Raw genomic sequence first — 25812 nt, forward strand, 5'->3', positions numbered from 1 at the left:
AATTGTAACAAAGTGCAAATTAATATTAATCAGATCGCATAATAGTGAGCTGTCACCCAATTGTGTCCAATAAAAAATTATCCTCTGAAGCTAACGTTTAACGAAGGCTTTGCTTCACCATGGATCAGGATCATCAATTCCTCAACTGGAAACAAACACGTCGTAATGGCATGTTGAATTACGTTTCAAAAAGGCTTCTCATTTGTAGCATTGCATTAATAAGCGGACGATTTATCGCTCTATATTTATTCGAAGATCCCGCTGTCATCGAAGATTTTTTTCAACACTTTCCACTTTATTTGCTGATGGTTGTTACCGCCTGTTTCATCGTGTGCATTTTGGAATGGCATATCAAAGAAATGATGTTTAGGCGAAAATTAGCAAGACACAATTTAGAGCAGTCATAAATACATTTCGCCAGATCAAATCTGCTGACCCATTTGTGATAATCCCACGCACCTGCTTGTATAAAACGCCAAAAATGTGGGCAATGCGTGATGTTGATGCCATTGTTTTTTTCGATACTCTGGCAACCTAGCAAGGCTGTAAGGCTGTGATTCAGACCAATCAACCCATTAGAAAAACAGGAACTGGATATTAAACATGAATCCATCAAGTGGTGTGTAACATGCTAAGTACCCTTAAAAGCCCATTAGCCAGCAGAGTAACATTCGCGGAAGTGGCGCCAAGTGTCGTCCCCCCATCATTGCTTTTGGAAGCCGATCCATCAGCAGCAAGCATTGCGTCTTATTTATTAGATTCTTGGTGTTTTGCTGGGTTTCAAAATAAGCAAGTCGTTGCTGCTTGCGTAGTCAAAAAAACTGATACTTATCTTGCTGAATTATTCAATATTGCCGTCTCACCAGAATGTCGCGGCAATGGGTGTGGGACAGATCTTCTGAAGCACGTTATTCAGTTCGCACGAAACAAGAAAATGAAACGATTAGAATTAGGAACAGGGACATTTGGTTATCAACTTGCCTTTTATCAACGGATGGGATTTCGTGTATCAGGCGTGATAAAAGATCATTTTTTAAATAATTATGACGAGCCAATTTGGGAAAAAGGGGTACAACATAAAGACATGTTAAGGCTGCATTTGGATTTATGACGAATATATCCGTGCATCATATATACCCAAGCAACCTAAAGATGCTTGGGTATGTATGCAAGATCACTGGCGCGTCTGTTTTATCAACATTTTGAGATCCCGAATCTCCTCTCGAAGCAACTGCACTTCAGCTTGAAGCTCCGCTCTTTCCTGTGACTCTTTGTCTAACGACCTCTGCTCGCGCTCATCAGATTCCGCATTCTTAGGCTCCACGATCAACCAAGAAGCAAACACAGCAGTGAAACTACCAAACATGCCTACCCCCATGGTTATCAGTAGAATGGCCACAATACGACCTTCCAACGTGACGGGATAAAAGTCGCCATAGCCCACCGTGGTGATCGTGATGAAAGTCCACCAAAATGCATCGGCAGCAGTCTGGATATTGGCACCAGGAATACCACGCTCAAGATAAAGTACGTAGATGGAACCGAACACCATCATGATAAGTGAAGAAGCGATCAGAAAGTGTAGCGAGGAAGAGGCCTTGTTTTCGCTAATGGCATGGGTGAGCATCGAAATGGATTTTATGGCACGTATTAACCGCACGACACGCAGAATACGTGCAAACTGATTCACGTCCATTAAGGGAATGCACGAAATCAAATCTAACCATCCCCATTTCATGTATTCCAGCTTAGATTTGGCGGCGCGAAACTGCTGTACAAAATCGATAAAGAATACGCCGCAGATCAGCGTATCCACATAAAGCAGGATCTCTCTCGTTTCATCCGATAACGGAAACAGCACTTCCACCATCAAGGAGAGCACCACAAAGACAGAGAGTACCAACACGGCTATTTGAAATGGGCTGACCGTTTCTGGTAACGCCTTATCCAACTTGTCCAACGTTCGCATTGACTATCAGCCTGTTTTGTGCGCTTCTTCGGCAGAAAATATCCGATAGGCATTCGTGGCAGGGATGATGATCTGCGAGAACAGCGCCATGCCCCAAATAAAATTCCCCACCAATGCGGGTACAAAGGACACCAACGCCAAGGTTAAAAATGAAAGTACTATGCCAACCCAGCGTATTTTGGCTGTCGCAAAACGGTGTGCTTCACGCTCTTCAATCACGTTTTGAATGAGCAGTAAACTATAAAGATATGCCGCAAGGCCAAAACAGCCCAGAATCGCGTATTTTAATGGGTAGTGATCCCAAAAGCCTATTTTCACTTCAGCGGACAACGCCACACCGACACATACTGCAGAAAGCATGAGTAGAAGGTGAGACAACGTCCATTGAATCAAAGTGCGCTTATCGGTATTGCGTGGCTTCCCGTTGCCAGCAAAGTCAAAATAAATCCAGGCCATCGCAAAGACTGAAAATCCACCTATCATGTAGTTAACAAATACATCAGACCTCACCTTGTCAACGCCCACTTCAGACAAGGTAATCACTAGTTTGAAAAAACCTTCACCGACAACAATCAGCAACAACAATGCAAAACGTTCTGCCATGTGACCAAGTCTGGGAATAATGCGCTCAAAGCGGATCGTGCCAATTTTGGGCAACGCAAAGCCCGCCCAAATCACCAACATGCCAAAGGTGAAAACAACATAGCCATAAGGCTGAGGAACAAACGCACTCACTGCAAATATACTGGCTGCTATCGTGTAATTTCTCGCCATTTCACTGGGGAGTGAGGCTTCTGAATTCCCCATACGGCGTGCACGATAATAAAGCACCCCGATCATGAAACGGTTTAACGCATAACCAACTGCAAAGAAACTCCACCCACCTGCGTCAATCGTATTGATGGACGCCGTCATTAGCATCACAGTGACAATCAGTGCAGCCATGAGCAGTCGATGATAAATGTCTGTGCTGACATACAATGAGTTAAACAGGCTAAGATCGAACCAAGCAAACCAGACGACAATAAACAACAAGGCAAAGATAGCAAACCCTGCAACACTGAGGTGATGACTCAAGAAGTTTCCAAGCACAAAGATGGAAACGACATGCACCAAATCATAAAAAAGCTCCATCCAATGTACATGGTCACTGGATGCTTCAGTATCTAGGTGGTGTTTTGGTTTTCGCCACAGGGGGTGTGCCGACAAATTCATCTGTACTTCCTTGTCACCGATTTATTTGAGGGCATTCTAATGAACGCTCAAAGCATCAATGGTCTTATTATTGAGATTGCACTTCTTTCAAAATCTGCTTAAGCACATCAACCGGCTGTGCCCCAGTGACAGCGCTCTCTCGATTGAACACAATGGTTGGTACAGAAGAGACACCTAGTTCACGCCAATAAGTTTGGCTTTTGCCTAACGCTTTCTCTGCTTCTGCATCGTCTAACACCGCCATCGCTTCATCGGCATTCAAACCAACATCTGCCACTAATTTAGCCAGTGTCTCTCGACTAGAAATATCCTGCTGCTCCGAGAAGTAGGCGTCAAAAAGACGCTGCTGCAATACCATTTGCTTTCCTTGTGACTTGGCATAGTCGAGCAGTAAATGTGCATCACGCGTGTTGTAGGTTTTCATCTCATCAAAGAAGTTGAACGTAAAGCCAAGCTCTGCCCCCAAGCTGCTCAGTTGTTGGCGTGAACGCACACTGTCTTCTTGGCTAGTGCCATATTTTTTCATCAAATGCTCACGTAAGTTTTCACCTTCCGGGCCAACATGGGGGTTAAGCTGAAAGGGTTGCCACTCAATGACCACATGCTCTTGCAGACCCAATTCTTCTATGGCTTTGTCTAAACGTTTGTAGCCAATAATGCACCACGGGCAAACGACGTCTGAGACGATATCAATATTGATTTTTTTACTCATGGCAACCTCAATGAAAATAGACAAAAAGGTAACTTATAGTAACCTTCACCCGACCGTCAACCAGTTAACTTTTAGTAACCAACATTGACTCAGCTTTAGCTCAGATGAAAAAAAAGCGCTTAGCAGCGCCCTTTTTTGGCTTGCCCCGGTGGGCAAAATTTCCCGTCAGAGCGATTATCATCGTCGTTATCACCATGGTCTTTTGAATTGACTTTAATCTCAACGTCTTCAGTCTCGCCTTCAATGCTAGTCAAACGACACCCTGTTGATACAAACAAAACCATCAAAAAAAGTACAATCAATTTCATCTTGTCTCCCTCCTTTTTCTCACATTAATCTTGAGCATAGCCAAAAAGACTCACTCACTGCGGAAAAAGGCACAACGACGGACATCATGACGATGCGTTGCAAGCTTAGAGTTCGCTTTTCTCGGTCTCAGACGCGCTGTCATCAGATTGCGCTTCCATTGCATCTTCAACACCCAAAAACGAACGGAACGCGTCAATGGCAAGAGGACGGCTGAGGTAGTAGCCCTGCGCTAAATCACACCCTTTTGATTTGAGCATTTCAAGCTGTTCTTGTGTTTCAACACCCTCTGCGACGGTTTTCATTTTGAGCCCTTGTGCCATGGAGATCACGGCCGTCGCAAGTGCTTCGTTGAGTTCAATGTCTGTGATTCCATCAACAAATTCTCGGTCAATTTTTAATGCATCAAAAGGAAACTGCAGCAAGTAGCTCAACGAGGAGTAGCCTGTGCCAAAATCATCCATCGACAGCGCCGATCCCATATCATGCAATTTGGATATCACCTCTTTGACATGTAATTGATTACTCAGCAGCAGACCTTCTGTTACTTCCAGTTCAAGCCTTTCTGGCGTGAACCCTTCGTTTTCCATGATCTCTTTAAGATCCTCGATAAAGCTCGGCAGTCGAATTTGTTGCGGCGAGATATTCACGGCAACATTGAGTAAATTGCCTGAAGCACTTTTGAGATGGGCAAAATCATGAATGGCGTTGATGAGAACAAACTTCCCAATTTCGTTGATAATATTGGTCTGCTCGGCAATCGGAATAAATTCGACAGGTGACACTGCCCCAAGCTCACTGTTGTTCCAACGCAATAGGGCTTCTGCTCCCACGACCTCATCGGTTTTAAGATCAACCAATGGTTGGTAAACGACGGAAAATTCATTTCGCGCCAGCGCCCAGACAAGGTGGTATTCAATCCGCAAGCGGCGGTGTAGATTGTCATTCATTTCAGACGTGAACATACGATATGAATCTTTCCCGCCATTTTTCGCTTGATGCTTAGCAATGTCTGCATTCGCGAATAATCGTTTGAAATCATCTGTATCTAGCGGGGAAATTGATACACCGATACTGGCAGTAACATGTACTTCGCCACCGCCATTGATAGGAATGGGTTGGTTCAGGGCTTTTCTCAGTTTGCTGGCAACCTGACTAGCATTTTCAGTTTGATGTAGCCCGGGGAGTACAATCAAAAATTCGTCCCCACTCACACGCCCGACGGTGTCGACTTCTCGTACAGCCTTAGAAATGCGCCGTGACAATTCAATCAGTACCTGATCACCAACATCGTGACTTAATGTGTCATTGATGATTTTGAAGTTATCAATATCAAGCAGCATGACCCCGGTTAATAGCCCACGTCGTAAATCATGCGCAATGGCATGGCGCAAGCGATCCAACGCTAAATTGCGATTTGCTAGCCCTGTTAGCGAATCGTATAAGGCTCGCTGCATAATCAACTCTTCATTTCGACGAATACGCAGTTGATTGTAAATTCTCAATTTCACTTCTGCCGGTGAAACGGGTTTGGAAATGTAGTCCGCACAACCAATTCGTAAACCCATCTCTCTCTCTTCATCTTCTTGATGTTCGGTGAACAAAATGATGGGGATGTCTTTTGTAGCAAGGTCATTCTTAAATGACTGACAAAGCGAAAAACCGTCCATGTCAGGCAAATCGACATCCATTAAGATGAGTTTTGGCTGTTCTGACTTCATCAACACCCGCGCGGTGGCACCTGTGGTAGAAAAAATAACCCGATACTCTTCACCGAGTATGGCGTTGAGAATGCGAATGCTATTCGGGGACGCATCAATGATTAACACCGTATCTTTGTCTACAGCACCATGATTAACCTGCATTCGGTCTGCCTCCCACTTCCACCGTTTCCTCACTGAGCCCTTGTTCGCGCTTAAACGCTTTCAACACGACTAATGCTTGGGGATAATCGAGTTCAATCAGTTTGTCTCCGATCGGCTTGAGCTTGGTCGCCATTTCGCAAAAATCAACCAGCATCTTGTAGTAGTTATCGATGGCCATCATGTCTTGCGCCATGACTTGCGATTCAAGATCGAGCAACCTTTCCTGGAACCTTTCCTTTTTTGAAGAGCTGTCTGGTTTGTCTTGTACTGATGTCTCTTTATTCAAAGAAGCAACCGCAGATAACGCCACTTTGCTCCGTTTCAGCAAAATGTCGCCAATCTCTTTAATGGCATTATCAATGTCACGTCGAAATTGACTCAAAGGCGCTTGGTGATCTTCCAGGGCTAGCAGGGTGTTTTGTAGTTGCTTGGCAGAATTTCTCAACGCAATAACGGACAAATTCCCTGCACTACCCGCAATGGTATGCGCATTCTCGGCCGCTTCTGTCAACTTACCGGATTCGATAAGCGTACAAACTTGGTTTTCCTGCGATCTGGCTTGGTGTACAAAATCACTCAGCAATTTGAAATAGAGCGTTTCATTGCCCATCACCCGCTTGATCCCATCACTGACATCCACGTATTCATACTCGTCATTCGAGACCAAAACGTTTGTTGCTGCTGTGTCTGTGGACGTCACCGCTAACTCAAGATAAACCGCCAATTTCTGAAGTAAATCGGCAGCATCAAGGGGCTTGGATATGTGTTCGTTCATACCAGCATCAAAGCAACGCTGGCGGTCGCGCTCCATGGTATGGGCGGTTAACGCAAAAATTGGCAGCGATGCTTTATCTGCCGTTTCTCGAATAATCCGAGTTGCTTCGAGCCCGTTCATTTCAGGCATTTCCAGATCCATCAAAATGGCATCGTAGAGTTCTGGCGCGGGACACACTTTCGATAAGGCTTGTCGACCAGAATCGGCAATATCGACTTGGAAGTCATTGCTGATCAATATTTCTCGGGCGATTTGCTGGTTAATGGGCAAATCGTCAACCACAAGAATACGCTTTCCGCCTCCACTCACGGTGACACCGTTTGACTGGCCTTGCGCTGACAACACACGACGGTGGGTTTTAGGCAAGTTTCTACCCAACACTTCCATCATGGTGTCAAACATCACGGAAGCCGAAATGGGTTTATGCAAATAGCCATCAATTTTCCCGTTTCCACGGTCTTTCTCGATGATAGCGCGGTCAAAGGCGCTAATCACAATCACCAAAGGAATTTGTTCGGGCGTCATGTCGCTTTGCAGTTTCTCAAGCAAATGAAACCCTTTTTTGCCGGGCATATGCCAATCGAGTAACACGAGATCAAACGGTTCTCCGTCGAGATCTAAGTACCCTTCTTCTATGGCATGAAACGCACTGTCGACATCGATGGCAGATTCACAATGAAAGCCGAGCGAAGAGATAATTGCCGAATGCACAGCGATAGATGAGGGATTGTCATCAACAACCAACACTCTCAGTCCACGCAAATCAACGGGTACGGCAAAGCTTTTGTCAGTGCTGACTTTGGCGACTTGAAGTTCAAGGTTGAAATAGATGCCGGAATCTTCCCCCATCCCTTCTTGATGGATCTCGCCACCCATTTTTTCGATGAGATAACACGCAATAAGTAGGTTTAGTGATTCATCCAACTCAGACATTGCCATGGACGCACGTTCGGCAAGTTCATCCAAATCATTACATGGCGACGCGTCTTCAGTGATGTTTTGATGCACCGCAAATTCAAGCGTCACGCTCGATTCAGAAAGTGTTCCCGCATTAATGCTTAAAATGATCGGACATCCGCCACCGATGACAATGGCTTCGGTGATTAAATTCAGCAGAATTCTTCGCAATCTGTCCGGATCGCCAACCAGCGAACGAGGTACATCCAATGGCACGCTAAACAGCAACTCCACAGAACGGCTTTCCGCCTCACCGACAAGGTAGTCGCGCAGGCTCTCCAATAGCTGCCCAAGATCAAAGGGCGTATTTTCGAGCGCAATAGAGCCAACCGACAATTCTTCAAAATCACGCAAGTTGTCGCCGATAACTGACGCGCGCTTCATGGCCCCACTAATGCTTTCAACATAGACAGATTGCTTATTGCTCAGTGATGTCTGTTTCAGCATTTGCGTGCAACTCACCGCCGTTGCGACAAGCGGATAAAGCGCCATATTCATTTCAGACAACAAATTAAAGCTGCGGCTCAACGCACCTGAAATACCTTTACGGGCACCCGCAACAAGGTGCGTTTCCATTTTTAGGTAAAGTTCATCCGGCGCGATGGGATAGGTCAAGAAATCACTCGCGCCGGATCGATAAGCGGCTTGTTTTTTTTCTGGGGAATATTCATTTGATGTCAAAACAATGCGAGTGTCTTTACAAGTCGAAAGTAGCCGGATTCTTTTTACGGCTGCGTTTAACGACTCACCGCCTTCAAAATTGAAGTCCATATTAAGGACAAGAATATTGACCGGATGCTGTTCCAAAATCGTAGTTAATTTCGCAGGTGTTGCCACTGAACGGAGCCAATAGCCACTTTCGCTCAATACCTGCTGGTGAAAATCAATGTGAGAGAGATCTTCATCAACAAGCACGATTAGCGGCTCGTTCTTCACCAAACCTTTCATTGGGTCTTCCTTTAGACTTGTTTCATACAAGCGCTGTGCGCCTTACATCGCTCGCCAAATAAACATTGACGTTTCGGGCAGCCCAATGCGCTGTCAGCATAAGGAAATCCCCATTGTCGTCTTATTGATGAGCCAATGAATTTCTATTTAAAACTAGTGTCTTTTTATCTTCACTGCCAACTTGGTGCAGCGACATCGATAAAATTGCCATTCAAACAGCCTCTGAGAAAATAATTCAACGCCCTGATCCTTCCCCTGCAACGCCATCAAAAATGCTGGTAAGCCATTTCGAAAAAGTGCTTTGCATTCATACGTCTCACATATGAAACACAAACTATCAAAAACCTCGATTTCATCCCCCAACTCGGTTATCAGCAGTGAAATTTGTGTACTAGGTTTAATCAATGAGTCACATATGAATCTTTAGCTTCACTTTTGAAGCAAAAAACTAACGGGAGTTCTTTATGGCTATCACCTTGGTTCTCAGTCAAGTTGTTGGACAGGCATTTGTGGTTAAACCGGATGGTCAAATCAGTCCAGCTCAAGCAAACATGCAGTTGCAAACTGGCGATCTAGTTTCAGTGCCAAACGGCAAAAATGCATGGCTAGTGACTGAGGATGGCGAACAAGTCGACGTGCTGGATGAAGCACTGCTGCTTAACGATGAAGGGTTCGATAGCCTAGATTTACCTTCTGATGTGCAAAGTATTATCGCCGCATTGGAAGAAGGAGATGATCCAACGCAACTTGAAGACACTGAAACCGCAGCAGGCGAAGAACTCAATAGTTCTTCCGCTGGTGAACAAGTCATCATTGAATCGAATGGGTACCGAGGCGGAGTCAGCGGCATCGAAATGTTCGACACCAGCGGATTATTTGCCGCCGGTTTAACCGGCGCCCAAGTCGAATCGCTCAGCTCTGCGAGATATGCCAACTTGTTCAATCGCGCATCAAATGCTCAAGAAGAGAACATTGAAGCAAAAATTTCGGGGGATCTTTCGGCCACCATTACAGATGGCGATGTATTGACTGCTTCAGGCAATCTCACTTCCAGTGATGCTGACGGGGCAGATAACCGTTTTATTGCAGAAACCATTCAAACACTGCGTGGCGAAATGACCATCAATGAAGATGGTAGCTGGACCTATACATCGACCGACCCAACGGGAGCAATCGAAAGGCTTGGTGAAGGGGATACCCTTAACGAATATGTCACCGTACGAGCTGCCGATGGCACCGAACAACGTATTACCCTGACGTTTGAAGGCAGCAATGACGTGCCCGTTTTCTCTGCCATAAGTTCCGGCGAAATAACGGAAAGTGACGGCATCATGAAGGCAGCTGGTTCGATCAATATTGTTGACCCCGACGCAGGCGAGTCCTTTATGCAACCTGGGTCGTTTAAGGGGGAATGGGGAACGGTGATTATTGACCGTGCTGGGAACTGGTCATACACAGTAGATAACAGCAATAAAGCGGCCATCAACTCGATGACGGACGGGGAAAAGGTAACAGATACCATCACCGTCTACTCCGTCGACGGTACAGAAACCACCATCACGCTCACTATCAATGGCGCCAATGACGATGCCATTATCGGCGGTGACATTACCGCCACCGTCTCTGACAACAGCGGGACACTGTCGACTTCTGGCACCCTTACCTCTGCTGACATTGATGGTAACGACAACGCCTTCATCGCGGAAACACTCACCACACCTCGTGGCGAAGTCACCATCGATGAGAACGGCAACTGGACATATACAAGCACCGACCCAACGGGCGCTATTGAACGCTTAGCCGAAGGAGAAACCCTCACAGAGGTCGTCACGGTACGCGCGGAAGATGGCACTGAACAGCAAATCGTCCTTACTATTGAGGGTGTGAATGATGCGCCTGTATTCTCCGCGATTACCAGCCGCGATGTGTATGAAACCAATGACGTGCTCAGCGTTAATGGCTCATTAAATATCGTCGACCCTGATGCAGGTGAATCCTTCATGCTAGCAGGTACCTATCTGGGCGATTTTGGCTCTGTCACCATTGATCGTGCGGGAAATTGGACCTACACCACGGACCCCTCTCAAAGCACGTCGCTCGATACACTTAAAGAAGGCGAACAACGCGTTGATGCCATCACAGTGCGCTCAGTTGATGGCACAGAAACTGACATTCTTGTCACCATCATAGGGACAAACGATCCGGCGCAGATTGCCGGCGATATTGTTGGTACGATCGTCGAAGCCGACGGCACCCTGTCCACCAGCGGCCAATTGACCTCGACGGATGTTGATGGCAATGACAATGTGTTCACCCCGCAAACCATTGCAGGACGTTGGGGTGAAATCACCATTGATGCCGACGGAGGCTGGACATACGTCACCTCAGACGACAAAGGTGCGATCAATCGCTTAGGCGATGGTGAGCAACTGACAGACACGCTCAGTGTTCGCGCGGAAGATGGCACCATTCAAACCATCACGATCACGATTGACGGCACCAATGACGTGGCAGTGTTTGGTGGAATGACCAAGGTGTCTGTCGCCGAAGCCGATGGCCAATTATCAACATCAGGTAGTGTCAATGTATCGGATGCAGACACAGGTCAGAGCACCTTCCAAGCAGGCACATTCACTGGCGAGTTTGGCGACATTACCATTGATACCGCGGGCAACTGGACCTACACGACAGATCCCGCCCATAGCAACACCTTTGATGCCTTGGATGCAGGAGATCCGCTTCCTGACACCATCACTGTCTACGCCCAAGATGGCACGCCATTAGACATTACCGTTACCATTACTGGCACCGACGATCTCCCTGTCGTCAGTGGTCAGTTTGGTCAATCCCTCGTGGATACAACCACGGGTAACACCCTGTCTGTATCAGGAACCATTAACATTTCAGATGTCGATGCCGACGACGCCCCCACGTTCGAAAACACCCGCATTGAAAGCGAATACGGCGTGCTAGAACTGGTTGATGGCGAATGGACGTATACCTTGAGCAAAGAAGCCGCCAGCACACTCAATGCGGGCGAAGTAGATACTGACGTTATAACTCTGACCGCTAGTGACGGCACACAACAGAACATTGTGATCAGTATTACTGGCACCGATGACGATCCTTTCCTTCAAGGGAATACCATTGGCACCTTGACCGACGGCGATGATCTCACCGCGACAGGTTTCATTCAGATCATTGACCCAGATACGGGTGAATCACCCACTTTGCCGAACGCCACTGTCGAAGGAAACTATGGCTCACTCGAGTTGGTAGATGGCGAATGGACGTACACATTGAACCCTGACAGTGTGGCCTCTTTGCCTGAAGGAGAAACGACAACAGATGTTATCACGATCACGGCATCTGATGGTTCGACTCACGACATCACCATCACCATCACTGGCACGGATCAAGAGCCTGTGCTCACCGGTAACACGACTGGCGCAATCGTGGAAGGTAGTGGAACCCTCACGGTGACAGGCACAGTTGATTTAATCGATGTGGACACGGGTGAAAATCCCACACTGCCAAATGGCACAACTGACGGACAATACGGTTCGCTAACCCTCGTCGATGGTAACTGGACATACACCCTAGACCCCGATCTCGCGCAGTACTTAGATGAAGGCCAAACCACCAGCGACACCATCAGCATTACTGCCTCTGACGGCACAGTGCATGACATCGTTATTACCATTACAGGCAGCGAAGATGCCGCCGTATTGAGCGGTGAGACCAGTGGCAGCGTTAGCGATGAAACGGGCGCGTACACAACGGGCGGCAGCCTCTCTATCAGCGATCCAGACACCAATGACAATCCAACCCTGCCTGATACCAATCAGCAAGGGCAATACGGTTCATTCACCATGGTGGATGGCAACTGGACCTACACCTTAGATCCAGAGCTTGCCGAAGCATTGGGTGAAGGCGTAGAAGTCACCGACACCATTACCATCACAGATTCCATGGGCGGCACCCATGAACTGGTGATTTCAGTTACAGGCACAGATGATGCCGCCGTTGTGAGTGGCGATTTCACAGGCAATGTCACCGCGCAGATTGTGCCAGAAATCACAATAAACAATGTTTTTGTATTGGGGGATGATATCGATGTGGATGGCGAACAGTTCAACGCCAATTCACAGCCTAACTCCATGCATTTCGATTCAGCGGGATTCAGCGCGACCATTACAGACAGTGATGGTCAGCTAAACAACTCAGCAAACCAAACCATCGAATTCGACGGTCAGTCTTACCCTGTTACTGTCACTGCAACCGTCGAATACACAGACGTCTACGACAATGTGTTCACCATGGGCGTCTTATCAATCGACAATGGTGACGGAACTAGCACGACACTGTTGGTTCAAATTGGTGGCCCAGACATTTTGCCTGGTACCAATCTCAATGTTGTTGAAGGCTCATATACCGACGTGAATTCTATCAACTATGTAGATGTCACCGACGCCAATTCAGTCTCTGGTAGCCTTTCCATCTCAGATGCAGACGCAGATGACACTCCAACATTTACCAACACCACCCTTGAAGGCAACTACGGCACCTTTACGCTAACGGACGGCGCATGGACTTACACCCTTGATCCAAGCAAAGCCAACGCGCTTAACGATAACCAAACCGAACAAGAAGTGTTCACCCTCACCGCCTCGGACGGCACGGTGCAGCAGATCACCATTGATGTCACGGGCGCTGATGATGCTGCCGTGATTTCCGGTGATACCACCGCGGCGATCACTGAAGACGTGGGCGCACAAACTGCGTCAGGCACCATCACCATCACGGATGCGGATACCGGCGACACGCCAACCATTCCGAATGGTACGTTGGCGGGTGAATATGGCTCGCTCACGCTCGTGGATGGCGCATGGACGTACACGGCGGACAGCGCGTCTATTCAATCATTGGCTGATGGCGACACCGTAACCGATACCATCACGGTCACGGCCTCCGATGGCACGACGCAAGACATCGTTATCACCATTGCAGGCATGAACGATGCGGCTGTTGTGACTGGCGATACCACAGGGGATGTGACCGACCAAAATGCCTCAACCTCAGGCTCGATAAATGTTAGTGATGTCGATAACGGCGAAACCGCGACCATCGACAACACCACGATTGCAGGTGAATACGGTTCACTTGTTTTGGTGGATGGAAATTGGACGTACAACGTCGATTCAGAGAAAGCGCAGACGTTACCGGCTGGCCAATCTGCGAACGATGTCTTCACCTTAACCGCTTCTGATGGTTCGACCCATCAAATCACCGTGACTGTTGAAGGCACGGATGATGCCGCTGCGGTCACCGGGGATCTCACGGCAAGCGTGGCTGAAGGTGGCGAGGCTTCGGTATCGGGTTCTATCAACATCAACGACCCTGATGCTACGGTGCAACCCACCCTTGAAAACGGCACGGTGGCAGGTGAATACGGTAGCCTCACTCTGACCGACGGTGAATGGACGTACACGGTCGACCCAAGCAAAGCCCAGTCGTTAGGTGAAGGTGATTCTGCGACCGACACTATCACGGTCACTGCGTCGGATGGTTCTGAGCACCAAATCACCATCACAGTAACAGGCAGTGACGATGCCTCTGTGGTCACCGGTGTCACCACTGGCGGGATTGACTTAGGTGCAGACTCACCAGAAACCAGCGTATCAGGCACCTTGTCAATTTCTGACGTGGACGACGGTGACTCGCCAAGCTTTACCAACACCACGATCGACGGTGACTACGGCACCTTTACGCTAACGGACGGCGCATGGACTTACACCATCGATCCAGCTAAAGCCAACGCACTTAACGATAACCAAACCGAGCAAGAGGTGTTCACCCTGACCGCCTCGGACGGCACGGTGCAGCAGATCACCGTTGATGTCACAGGCGCTGATGATGCTGCCGTGATCTCCGGTGATACCACCGCGGCGATCACTGAAGACGTGGGCGCACAAACCGCGTCAGGCACCATCACGATCACGGATGCGGATACCGGCGACACGCCAACCATTCCGAATGGCACCTTGGCGGGTGAATATGGATCGCTGACCTTGGTTGATGGAGCATGGACCTACACACTCAATCAAGAAGCCGCGCAATCGCTCAATCAAGACCAAGAAGTCACAGACACCATTACCGTCACCGCCTCTGATGGCACAACGCAAGACATTGTGATCACGGTAATGGGTACAGATGATGCTGCTGAAGTAAGTGGCACTTTCACCGCGAGTGTTGATGCAAGTGGCTTTAGCCTCAATGCGTCTGAGGGTGGGAACATCCAATCAGGAGAGGTAACGACAGGCGATAGCAATAGTGCTTGGAATACAACCAGCACCACCATTAATGGTGTGCCTTTCGTGATTTCAACCTCGTTTGGATACAGCGGAACGACCATCATTTCGCGCGTAGAAAATGATGGTTCTTTAACCGAAACCGACCGCATTACTTACGATAATACCGCGGGTACAGTAATTTCAACCTCCAGTGGCGACATCACGGCAGCCTTGCAAGAGGCAGGTATCAATATTGGTGCGCTGGGTAACGGTCTGACGCAGTCCAATGTCTCTAACATTGATGGTCAGCCCACGCTCTTTTTGACCTCTCAGAACAGTGGGTCGATCACCGCATGGGAAATTTCAGCCGACGGACAATTTTCCAACAATGGAGGGATCACTTTTGGCAATTCACAAACTGGGATTGTGCGCGAGAATGTGACCTTTGAAGCGGAGGATGGCACAGAATATCTGTTTGTCACCCGACCACAAGGCGACACGATCGATACCTTCACTTACAACCCTGAAACGGGCGAATTCGCCGAAACAGGCAATTCGATCGCAGCAGGTGATGTCGTGTCAGGGGTCGACATTGTGACTGTTGATGGCCAGTCCTTCCTCGCGTCCAGCAGCACTGATGGCATCAATATCTATTCCGTAAACAGTGCCACTGGAGGGCTGACGCTCGTCGACAGCCAACAACTTGATCTAAGTGACGGGAATTCCGTTAACTTCTATCAAACAGGTGATGGTACCACTTATGCGATTGTATCAAGTGGCGGCAGTGATAACGCGTCCATATTTGAAGTTGGTGCAAATGGTTCAATGACATTGACCGACACCGTGTCCGGTGACGGTGCGTATATGTCATCTGCCGGGTACGTCGATGGCGAGCCCGTATTTGTTATGCCTAATGCCACCGAGGGTGTTGACCTTTACACCATCAATCAAGAAGGTGATTTCGTGCTTCAAACCACGATCACTGACATTGAAAATGACATGACACCACCGGTTATTGTTCAAACATCCGATGGAAGTTACTACCTTGTCGATGGCGATGGTCAGTCAACAACGGTTAAGCTCGACTTTGGCAACCACTCAGACATTACGGTGTCTGGCACACTCAGCATTTCTGATGTCGACAGTGAGGATTCACCTTCCTTTGAAAACACCACGATTGAAGGAGAATACGGTTCGTTAACCCTGACTGACGGGGAATGGACATATACCCTAGACCCAGATAAATCTCAATCTGTGGGAGAAGACCAAACCGCAACAGACACCATCACACTGACGGCGACTGATGGCACAACCCAAGACATCGTTATCTCGGTAACGGGCTCAAACGATGCTGCTGTGATCACTGGCGATACCACCGCGGCGATCATAGAAGATGTGGGCACACAAAGCGCCTCAGGAACACTCAATATCGTGGATCCTGATTCGAACCAAACGCCGACTTTTACCAACGAAACCATCACGGGTGTATACGGTAGCCTTACGATGGTGGACGGCGAATGGACCTACACGGTCAACAGCGATGCGGTTCAATCGCTCAATCAAGACCAAGAAGTCACGGATACCATCACGGTGACCGCTAGCGATGGCTCAACACAAGACATCGTGATTTCGTTGACAGGTACGGATGATGCGGCAGAGATAAGTGGCACGACTACCGCAGCCTTGGCAGAAGGTAATGCTGGAGACACCATCACCGCAAGCGGCACACTCACGGTGACTGACCTTGATGGTGATGCGGTAGACTTCCCTAATAGCAGTCACAACGGCACTTATGGATCACTGGAAATGGTGAACGGCGAGTGGACCTACACCATGAACAACGACGCCACTCAGTCACTGAATGAAGGACAGGTGGTGCAAGACACCATCACCGTCACCGCCTCTGATGGCACGACCCAAGATATTGTTATCGATATCACAGGCACAGATGATGCTGCCGTGCTTTCAGGTACATCAACAGCAACCATCACCGATACGAGTGCTTCTTCTCAAAACGTCACGGTTGGTCGAGGAAGTGACGGTACGTGGGATGTTAGCAATGGCGATAACTTATACCTTAACTTGAGCAATGTTGGCTCTGACGCCTCTTATAGCAACAGTGTGGGTTACTACGTGCTGGATGCAGGCGGTAATGTCGTTCGCGCAGCCATCATCTTTGATAATGCCCATTACACCAACGGCACCAGCGTTAACATCAACACCGCAGGCGGCGAAAAAGTCGGGCTGTTTATAATCCCAGATGGCGACAGCAAAGGCTTCAATGTTGGCAGTGTCAGCCTCAGCTTTGGGGGAGGCGGTGTGACGGCCTCTCAATCCGGCGCATCAGGCACTGCCTTTGTCTCTGATGCATCGAAGAATGGCGGCTATGACTACGAGTATAATTCGGGCACCTATTCCGCTTGGGAAGATATCGTTGGCGGGGGTGATAGAGACCACAACGATGTCACCTTCTACGTCACCGCCACCCAACAGCAGGAAAGCCCGATTACCGCCAGTGGTTCAGTGTCTGTCTCGGATGTGGATTCTGGCGACACGCCAACGCTGCCAAACACCACCGTTCAAGGCGAGTTTGGTTCGTTAACCATGACCAATGGCAACTGGACTTATACCTTTGACCCAGACAAAGCCTCGGCGATTGACGAAGAAACATTAGAAACCATCGTCATCACGGACTCCGAAGGTGGCAAACATGAAATCGTGATTGCCATTCAAGGCACCGATGATGCGCCGATTGTGACGGGCGTCTTCTCGGGTGCCGTAACCGAAGGCGATGCGGATGATGTGATCAAGGTAAGTGGGACGATTTCGATTTCTGACGTGGATGCCGATGACACGCCCGAGTTTGAAAATACTACCATTAACGGCCAATACGGCTCGCTCACCCTGGTCGATGGCGAATGGACGTACACACTGGATCCTGTCAAATCTCAAGTCCTGTCGGACACGGACTTTGTGCAGGATACCATCACGCTCACCGCCACTGATGGCACAACGCAAAATGTGGTTATTTCGGTGACAGGCACTGATGATGCGCCGTTTGTGGTGGGAACAAATTCCGCCACCATTGTCGCGCCTGACTCAGCAACGCAGGATTACATAGACATCAACAATGCCTTTGTGCTCGGTGATGGTTATTCGTTCTCCGGTGGCGATATGCAGTACATCGGTAACGAGCCGACACTGAATTTCCATGACTCAGGTTCTACTATCCGAATTTATGATACCGACAGCCGAATGGATGGTGATGCCTATTCAAACGAGTACGTTCAAGACTCATCACAAAAAGTGGAAATCAACGGCGTGCTATACACCGCCTCCTATGATTATCAGTTTGATTACCAAGACAGCAGCGGCAACATTTATTCTTTCGCGGTTCTCGATGTGGACTTAGACCGGGACGGCGGCTACGAATACGATGCAAACGAACAAGGAAAAGTGATTATCCAGATTGATGGGCCAACTATCACACCGGGTATTTCAATGGAGTACATTCGAGATACACCCAACCAACCAAGCTCAATGGCATATTCCGACTTTGTCGATGGTGCCGTTGCTTCGCTAGCGGCTCATGGCACACTATCATTGCTCGATGTCGACGCCAACGATAGCCAAGCTGTATTTGCCAATACGACGGTCAGTGGACAATACGGCTCACTGGAGTTGGTTGATGGAAGTTGGACCTACACTCTGGACCCACGTTCGACACCTGCATTGGGCGACAACGATACTATTACCGAAGTCATTACACTCACGGCGACCAACGGGGCACAAACCGAAGTCAATGTGACGATTGGCGGTTCAGAGAACGCAATTACTAACGCCTCTCTGAGTGGTCTCAGCCAATCGTTGTCTGATGTCATTTCACTTGACGATGTGACCTTCTCGGGCGGTGACAGTAATGACCGCATCGCAGGAAGCAACAGCGCAGATGTTCTTCTGGGTAACGCAGGTCACGATATCATTCTTGGTGGCACGGGCAATGATTTCATTGATGGTGGACTCGGCGATGATCTGATCCTCGGCGGGCAAGGCAATGACGTCATGGCGGGTGGCGCGGGGTCAGATACCTTTGCTTTCCTTTATGGCGACCAAGGCACATCCAACGAGCCTGCGGTTGACCACATTGCCGATTTTGATACCGCGCAAGATGCGATTAATTTATCTGACTTACTGCAAGCCGAACAAGCTGACACGCTCGAAAGCTTTTTATCATTGATAGACGACGGTGAAGGCCATGCCGTGTTAAATATTTCAACCAACGGGGATGGCAGCGTCGACCAACAAGTTGTCTTCGATAACATGAGTTTGGAAGACATGGCATCCGCCTATAGCGTCGACATTTCCGGCATGACATCAGAGCAAGTCAGCACCTCGGTCATCGATGCAATGGTCATGCAAAGCAAGATGATCATTGATTAACCTAAAACAACAATAAGCCCAAGAGCCTGCGCTAAGCCTTTGCCAGTCAGTTCGCTGACTGGCTTTTTTATTACATTCTCCTAACCTACTAGCCGCAAAAATTGCGTTATAATCCCTGTTCTTAATTTCCCGCTTGGCCTGGTGCTGGCTAACAGAAAGTGATGAACAAACATGAAACTAACACGATTTTTACTGCCTCTTTTTGCCGCTGTTGCGTTGACCGCTTGCAGTGATGATGCTCCGTCTGCTTCTGAAAAATACACCACATTAGAAGTGCCTGTTACTGTGGAAAATTTACCCGCTGTGACCGAAGTATTTAGTCTTTCTTGCGGCCACTGTCGTTCCATGGAAAGTGCTATCCCCACCATTGAAGCCGCTGCCGGCGTTAACATCGGCAAAGCCCATGTCACTTTCAATGAAAGCGCCACCTTTGCAGCACTGATCTATTATGCCGCCGTCACTCAAACTGATGGCAAACCGTCTGAAGAACTGGTTCAAGCTCTATTTAAGTATGTCCAAGAAGGGCAGACAGATGACGCTGAAAAAAACAAAGCGCAGTTGGGCAAAGTATTTGAAGATTTCGGCTTAACTAGCCCGTACGATCTCAACGAAACACAACAAGCCGAGCTATTTTCTGCGCTAGAAGAAGCAGACCAAATCACCACTGAATCGGGCATTGTTTCAGTACCTACTTTCCTTGTTAATGGCAAATACATTGTCAATACCAGTGCTCATGATAGCGCTGAAGATTTGGCTGCAACATTGAAAATGCTGAAAAACAAAGACAGCCAAGCGAATTAAAAATACGCGCTGCTTTGTCTAGGAGGATTGTTTTAGCGACCAACGCCAAGACGATTGCGCGTCGATGATGTTCAAGGAGAGAAGATGATTCTAGAAGTCGCCATACTCAATGTCATTCCCGGACAAGAGGCAGAATTTGAAGCAGCTTTTGCCAAGGCACAAGCCATTATCGCGTCACAACGCGGTTATATCAGCCATGATATGCGCCGATGCATGGAACAGGCGAATCGCTATGTGCTGTTGGTGAATTGGAAAACATTGGAAGACCATACTGAGGGTTTTAGGCAATCAGAAGGGTATTTGGAATGGAAAGCATTGCTTCATCATTTCTATGACCCGTTTCCGACGGTCGAACACTATGAATCAGTAAAAACCCGACAACCTATCCCATAGAAAAACGGCGCATTGCGCCGTTTTTGTGTTTTTCTCGGAATCCTTTCCGCTTCTTTCGTTTGCCGCATTGCTCAATCAGGCAATGCGTTCAAAACCCGCTTGCAGATCAGCAATCAAATCTTCAACGTCTTCCAAGCCAATATGCACACGTACTAGCGTACCTTCAAAATCAACAGGCCCAGCGGGTCGAATGGCATTGAGCTCTTCGGGCTGATTCGCCAGAATCAAAGATTCATACCCACCCCACGAATACGCCATGCTGAAATGCGTGAAGTTATCCAAATACGCAGCGATTTGTTCATCAGTCAGCTTCTTGTTCAACACGAATGAGAACAAACCACAGCTTCCAGAAAAATCGCGCAGATAGTTTTCATGCCCTATTGCTTCAGGCAAGGCAGGATGATTCACTCGCGCCACGTCAGGGTGACCACTTAGCCATGTCGCCACCGCAATGCTGCTCTCGTGATGTTGCTTAAGACGAATACCTAACGTGCGAAGGCCACGAGATGCCATGTAGGCTGTATCGGCATCAACCATTTGTCCCATCAAGTAGGAACGTTCACGAAGACGTTCCCAACAACGTGCATTCGCTACCGCGGTTCCAATCATGGCATCAGAATGCCCCACGATATATTTCGTGCCCGCTTGAATAGAAATATCAATATCGTGCTCGAACGCGTTAAACAAAATACCCGCCGCCCAGGTGTTATCAATCATGATCACCACATCTGGGTTAACTGCACGAACAGCGCTGACAATCGCGGGAATATTTGGCACTTCCATGGTGATGGAGTTAGGCACTTCCAAAAATACCACCGAGGTGTTTGGCGTCATCAGCGTTGCTACATCTGCACCACGCATGGGGTCGTAATAAGTGGTCGATATACCCATGTCAGCCAATATCGTGTTGCAAAAACCCTGAGTCGGCTCATAAGCGCCACCTGTCATCAGTACGTGATCGCCGGCCTTAACGAATGAGAGCATACTGTTGGCTATCGCCGCTGCACCACAAGGATACAAGACGCAACCCGCCCCCCCTTCTAACTCTGTCATGGCATCTTGAAATGCAAAGTGGGTCAAGGTACCGCGACGACCATAAAACAGCCCTCGTTCGCCCCGCTGCTTGGTGGCGGATTTCTTTTGCTCAACTGACTCAAAAACAATCGACGAAGCACGTTGAATCACGCTGTTAACACTGCCGTGGCAATATTGTTTCTTCCTTCCTGCTGACACTAATTTAGTGTTCAGTTTTTCTGATGACATGAAATCTCCCTTTCAACCAAGCCCAGCTTCGTTTTGCGAGCTCAGTACAACCAATATTCCTGCTAACCCCAAAGGTTACCGTAGAACTTTGTATTTTGCAGCGCCTAATCATCACGTTGAAAAAAGCGCATCGTGATTTTTCTCGCCACACGAACAAAAAAACCATTACACCCAAATCACAAGTTGGTGTATTCACGGGCGAATCATGCAGCCAGCCAAGCGCAAAAGAGACACACTGTACTATAGTTAGGACATACTTATATTAAGGTGATATTTGCAATGAGATCAGTCAGTAAACGTCAGCTCGCCTCAATAACTTTATGGCATATTGCCCTACTTATTGCATCTATAATTTGGCTAGCCACGGCGCTATCCGCCCAAGCAGCAACGAAACTTGATGGGTCTGAACCCCTAGTGTTTGGCATTGTGCCACAACAGTCTTCTGCCAAGCTCATTCGTGATTGGAGCCCAGTGATAAAACAAGTCAGTGAGCTATCTGGCCTGCAAATTCGCTTCGCAACCGCCCCCAATATTCCTGAATTTGAAAAGCGGCTAGCGGCTGGTCAGTACCATCTGGCTTACATGAACCCTTACCACTTTACTGTGTTTAATCAATCTCCGGGCTACCAAGCCATCGCCCACGTGAAAGATAAGCGGATCAGAGGCATTTTAGTCACCAGCAAGCACTCCAACACTACCTCGCTGAAAGACTTGGACGGTAAAAATGTCGCCTTTCCCGCGCCTGCTGCGTTTGCAGCGACTTTGTTAACACAAGCAGCCCTAAAAAATGAAGGCGTCACGTTTAAGCCTTACTATGTGGGCTCTCACGATTCAGCCTACTTGGCCGTTGCCGATGGTTTGTTTGATGCGGGCGGTGGCATTATTCGTACATTGGGCGCAACGCCAGAGAATACAAAAAAGAAACTCAACGTCCTTTTCACCACCGAAGGGTTCACACCGCATGCAGTTGCCACGCACCCCTCGCTTTCCGATGACACCAAGAAACGTCTGCAAGCTGCGTTTGTTGCTCTCGCTGATAACCCCGAAGGAAAAGCTGCACTAAAAACCCTCAATATGAAGGGGTTTCAATCTGCGACCGATGCAGACTGGGATGATGTTCGAGCGCTTAATATTTCTGTCATTAACCCTGACTAGAAAGAAAAAGGGGCATAATTGATGACGTTTCGCCTCAAAACCATATTAGGCATCGCACTGATCGAAGTGGTGTTACTGGCCATTCTCATTGCCTCGGGTATCGGCTGGCTTCGTGACTCCAATGAACAACAAATCATCGCCAACGGTGAGCGTTTGTCTGACACCTTTGCCATTGCCGTTCGAGATGCCATTATCTCCACTGACTTGGCGAATCTCCGCGCCTTCAGCAAAGAGGCCACAAGCAACCGCGACATCGCTTACATTCGTATATTCAATGATCAAGGCCAACTGTTGGCACAATCATCAAGCGTTTCAGACGACACCCATATTCCTAATTACAACCAACTTCCTTCTGAAACCAAAGATGGCATTTATGATATCCGTGCTGACATCAAAATTGACCAATGGAAAGTCGGACAGATTGAACTGGGGCTAGACGTCAGAGCGTTTAGCCAGCTGATCCAAGACGCGCAGAAATACGCCGTCTCATTGGCATTGCTTGAAATGGTGCTGGTCGCATTATTCTCACTTGGATTTGGCTCACTGCTTACCAAGCAACTGCTTCAACTGCAACATGGCGCATTGGAAATTCAACAAAAGGGCCCTGGTATTTCAGTGCCTGTGAAGGGTAACGATGAGGTCGCACAGGTTGCCCGAGCGTTTAACAATATGTCCGTGACGCTGGCAAAAACCTATGAAGAACTCTCTCACGAAAAGAATCGGTACAAACAGCTAGCCGTGCAGAATAAATTACTCGCGGACATCGTCGAACAGTCGCATGAAGCCTATTTGATCACTGATTTGAACGGCCATATTTCCAGAACCAACAAAGCATTGAACGAATTGATTGGCTATGAAGAAGACGAGATTGTCGATAAATACGCTCAAACACTGCTATTTGGTGAGCATGCTGACGTTGAGGCGGCGTATGACATCGCTGACGCCATGGAAATTGGTGCAATCATTACCATCACGGCGAAATGCCTAACCAAAACTCACAAAACAATATGGGCTGAAATCAGTGCCTTTCCTATTCTCAACAGCGCAGGAACAATAGACCGTTACGCGCTGATTGTTCGCGACATTAGCGAACGTCACCATTTTGAACAAAAGCTCAAACAAGCCGTCGCATCCGCAGAATTGGCCAACAAGTCGAAATCTGAATTTCTCGCCAATATGAGCCACGAGATACGTACCCCCATGAACGGCATTATCGGCATGTCTGAAATGCTAAAAGAGTCTTCTTTAACGCGTGAACAGCAAAGTTTCGCTTCCATCATCAACGGCTCTGCAAAAGATTTACTTCAGCTCATCAATGACATTCTGGATTTTTCAAAATTAGAAGCAGGTAAACTCTCTCTCAACAGCGCCCCCTTTTCTGTTCGGGAACTGGTAGAAAGTACCGCCACGCTATGTTCTATCAACGCAACGAAGAAAGAACTATCGGTGGTCATTGATATTCCCCCTGAGCTCACCACTGACGTTATCGGAGACGAACTCCGGTTACGTCAAATCATGCATAATCTACTTGGCAATGCAGTCAAATTTACGGAACACGGATACATCAAAATACTCATTCGAGGCGAGCCCGCAGAGCGAGGCGGTTATCTTAAATTTACGTTCTGTATTGAAGACACGGGCATTGGCATTCCCCAGAGTAAACTCGGTGATGTCACCAAGGCATTTGAACAGGTTGATGGCTCAACCACGCGACGTTACGAAGGGACTGGGCTAGGACTGTCCATCACGCAAAGCCTACTTAAGCTGTTTGACAGTAAGTTAGACATCTCATCACAAGAAGGTAAAGGCAGCCGATTTTCGTTCACCATCACCTTGGCAGCCCCTAAAGCAAGCGACGCTGGCCAAGGTGTGTTGTCGGGTAAGAATATCGCCATTGTTAATGCCGATCCCCTGCACCGCGCTATTCTGGACCGATACTTTGCATATTGGCAGGGAGAGATTACGTATCTCACCTCGATTGAAGACATTGCACATACCCAGAAGCAGTTCGATGTTGCTGTCGCACTGCTGTCCATCGACAGCGAGTGGCAAACGACTCAGGTGTGTCCCGTTATTGGCGTCGTTCCCGAAACCAAGCAGTTAGAAATGGCAGCGAATCATTCCGAAGCACACTTCATCGCCAAGCCTCTCCGCATGTTGCAGTTACTCTCAGAATTGCAGTATGTGTTGAAAGAAACGCTCTCTGAATCGCCAAACTTATTACAAGGCAACGTGCTGCCAATGCTTCCTGAATCACTACAAACCTTGTCGATCATTGTGGTGGATGATATTGAGTACAACCGAGATGTGCTGCGTCTTTACCTTGCGGATATCGCAGACAATATTGAATTCTTTGCCGATGGCAGAGACGCCATTGCGCGATACAAACAAAACCTTTTCGATATTTTGATCACTGATGTGTCCATGCCGCACATGGATGGCTACGAAATCACCCATCAAATTCGCGCTTTTGAACAAGATCATAAAGTAGCGCCAATGTTCATTATTGGCCTATCCGCACATGCCAGTTCAGAAGATCATACGCGTGCAATTCAAGCTGGGATGAATGCGTATTTAACCAAACCTATCAATCGATCAGATCTGATCCAAACATTGAGTGATGCCGCAGACCAACGAGCATCCATACACAGCCATTAAGTGCCGCTATGACGGTAAAAAACGCGGGAACTTTTGTGTATCCCGCGCTTTTGTGAGCGTTT

At 48.1% G+C, this 25812-nt stretch carries 13 protein-coding genes; 6 read left to right on the forward strand and 7 right to left on the reverse strand.

What is annotated here, in order from left to right; genetic code table 11:
* Positions 1 to 628 precede the first annotated feature (628 nt).
* Complete coding sequence (locus AB8599_RS17835) at positions 629 to 1111, forward strand: GNAT family N-acetyltransferase (protein WP_407334243.1); 483 nt, start codon at positions 629 to 631, stop codon at positions 1109 to 1111.
* A 63-nt stretch (positions 1112 to 1174) separates the two neighbouring features.
* Here the strand turns inward: AB8599_RS17835 and AB8599_RS17840 are convergent, their stop codons facing one another.
* The 6 genes from AB8599_RS17840 to AB8599_RS17865 form a co-directional block, all read right to left on the reverse strand.
* Positions 1175 to 1969, reverse strand: coding sequence for an ion transporter (locus AB8599_RS17840; protein ID WP_407334244.1), 795 nt, complete (start codon positions 1967 to 1969; stop codon positions 1175 to 1177).
* Positions 1970 to 1975: 6 nt separating this feature from the next.
* Positions 1976 to 3184, reverse strand: a complete 1209-nt coding sequence (locus tag AB8599_RS17845; RefSeq protein ID WP_407334245.1) for a low temperature requirement protein A — start codon at positions 3182 to 3184, stop codon at positions 1976 to 1978.
* Positions 3185 to 3251: 67 nt separating this feature from the next.
* Positions 3252 to 3896, reverse strand: a complete 645-nt coding sequence (locus tag AB8599_RS17850; protein WP_407334246.1) for a DsbA family oxidoreductase — start codon at positions 3894 to 3896, stop codon at positions 3252 to 3254.
* Positions 3897 to 4015: 119 nt separating this feature from the next.
* Entirely contained in the window at positions 4016 to 4204 is a 189-nt protein-coding gene (locus AB8599_RS17855) for a hypothetical protein (RefSeq protein ID WP_407334247.1), read from the reverse strand.
* A gap of 105 nt (positions 4205 to 4309) precedes the next feature.
* Entirely contained in the window at positions 4310 to 6067 is a 1758-nt protein-coding gene (locus AB8599_RS17860) for an EAL domain-containing protein (protein ID WP_407334248.1), read from the reverse strand.
* The gene (locus AB8599_RS17865) at positions 6057 to 8747 is read right to left on the reverse strand and encodes a response regulator (protein WP_407334249.1); all 2691 of its coding nucleotides are present in this window, start codon (positions 8745 to 8747) and stop codon (positions 6057 to 6059) included. Before AB8599_RS17865 ends, AB8599_RS17860 begins: the two co-directional genes overlap by 11 nt.
* Positions 8748 to 9211: 464 nt before the next feature.
* On the opposite strand from AB8599_RS17865, the gene AB8599_RS17870 reads away from it, so the two are divergent.
* The 3 genes from AB8599_RS17870 to AB8599_RS17880 all read left to right on the forward strand — a co-directional run bounded on the left by AB8599_RS17870 (position 9212) and on the right by AB8599_RS17880 (position 20674).
* Positions 9212 to 19480: a VCBS domain-containing protein gene (locus AB8599_RS17870; protein ID WP_407334250.1), complete on the forward strand. Its 10269-nt coding sequence runs from the start codon at positions 9212 to 9214 to the stop codon at positions 19478 to 19480.
* A gap of 171 nt (positions 19481 to 19651) precedes the next feature.
* Positions 19652 to 20281 (forward strand): thiol:disulfide interchange protein DsbA/DsbL, encoded by a 630-nt coding sequence (locus AB8599_RS17875; protein WP_407334251.1) that lies wholly within the window; start codon positions 19652 to 19654, stop codon positions 20279 to 20281.
* Positions 20282 to 20365: 84 nt separating this feature from the next.
* A complete protein-coding gene (locus tag AB8599_RS17880) occupies positions 20366 to 20674 on the forward strand; it encodes an antibiotic biosynthesis monooxygenase family protein (protein ID WP_407334252.1) in 309 nt (102 codons plus the stop codon).
* Positions 20675 to 20749: 75 nt separating this feature from the next.
* Here the strand turns inward: AB8599_RS17880 and metC are convergent, their stop codons facing one another.
* The gene (gene metC, locus AB8599_RS17885; RefSeq protein ID WP_407334253.1) at positions 20750 to 21937 is read right to left on the reverse strand and encodes a cystathionine beta-lyase; all 1188 of its coding nucleotides are present in this window, start codon (positions 21935 to 21937) and stop codon (positions 20750 to 20752) included.
* Positions 21938 to 22216: 279 nt separating this feature from the next.
* Between metC and AB8599_RS17890 the strand changes: the two genes are divergently transcribed.
* A complete protein-coding gene (locus AB8599_RS17890) occupies positions 22217 to 23092 on the forward strand; it encodes a phosphate/phosphite/phosphonate ABC transporter substrate-binding protein (RefSeq protein ID WP_407334254.1) in 876 nt (291 codons plus the stop codon).
* Positions 23093 to 23113: 21 nt separating this feature from the next.
* The gene (locus AB8599_RS17895) at positions 23114 to 25750 is read left to right on the forward strand and encodes an ATP-binding protein (RefSeq protein WP_407334255.1); all 2637 of its coding nucleotides are present in this window, start codon (positions 23114 to 23116) and stop codon (positions 25748 to 25750) included.
* Positions 25751 to 25812: the final 62 nt, after the last annotated feature.

Origin of the sequence: Enterovibrio litoreus, assembly GCF_045679545.1 — a bacterium.
Taxonomy (GTDB): Bacteria; Pseudomonadota; Gammaproteobacteria; order Enterobacterales; family Vibrionaceae; genus Enterovibrio.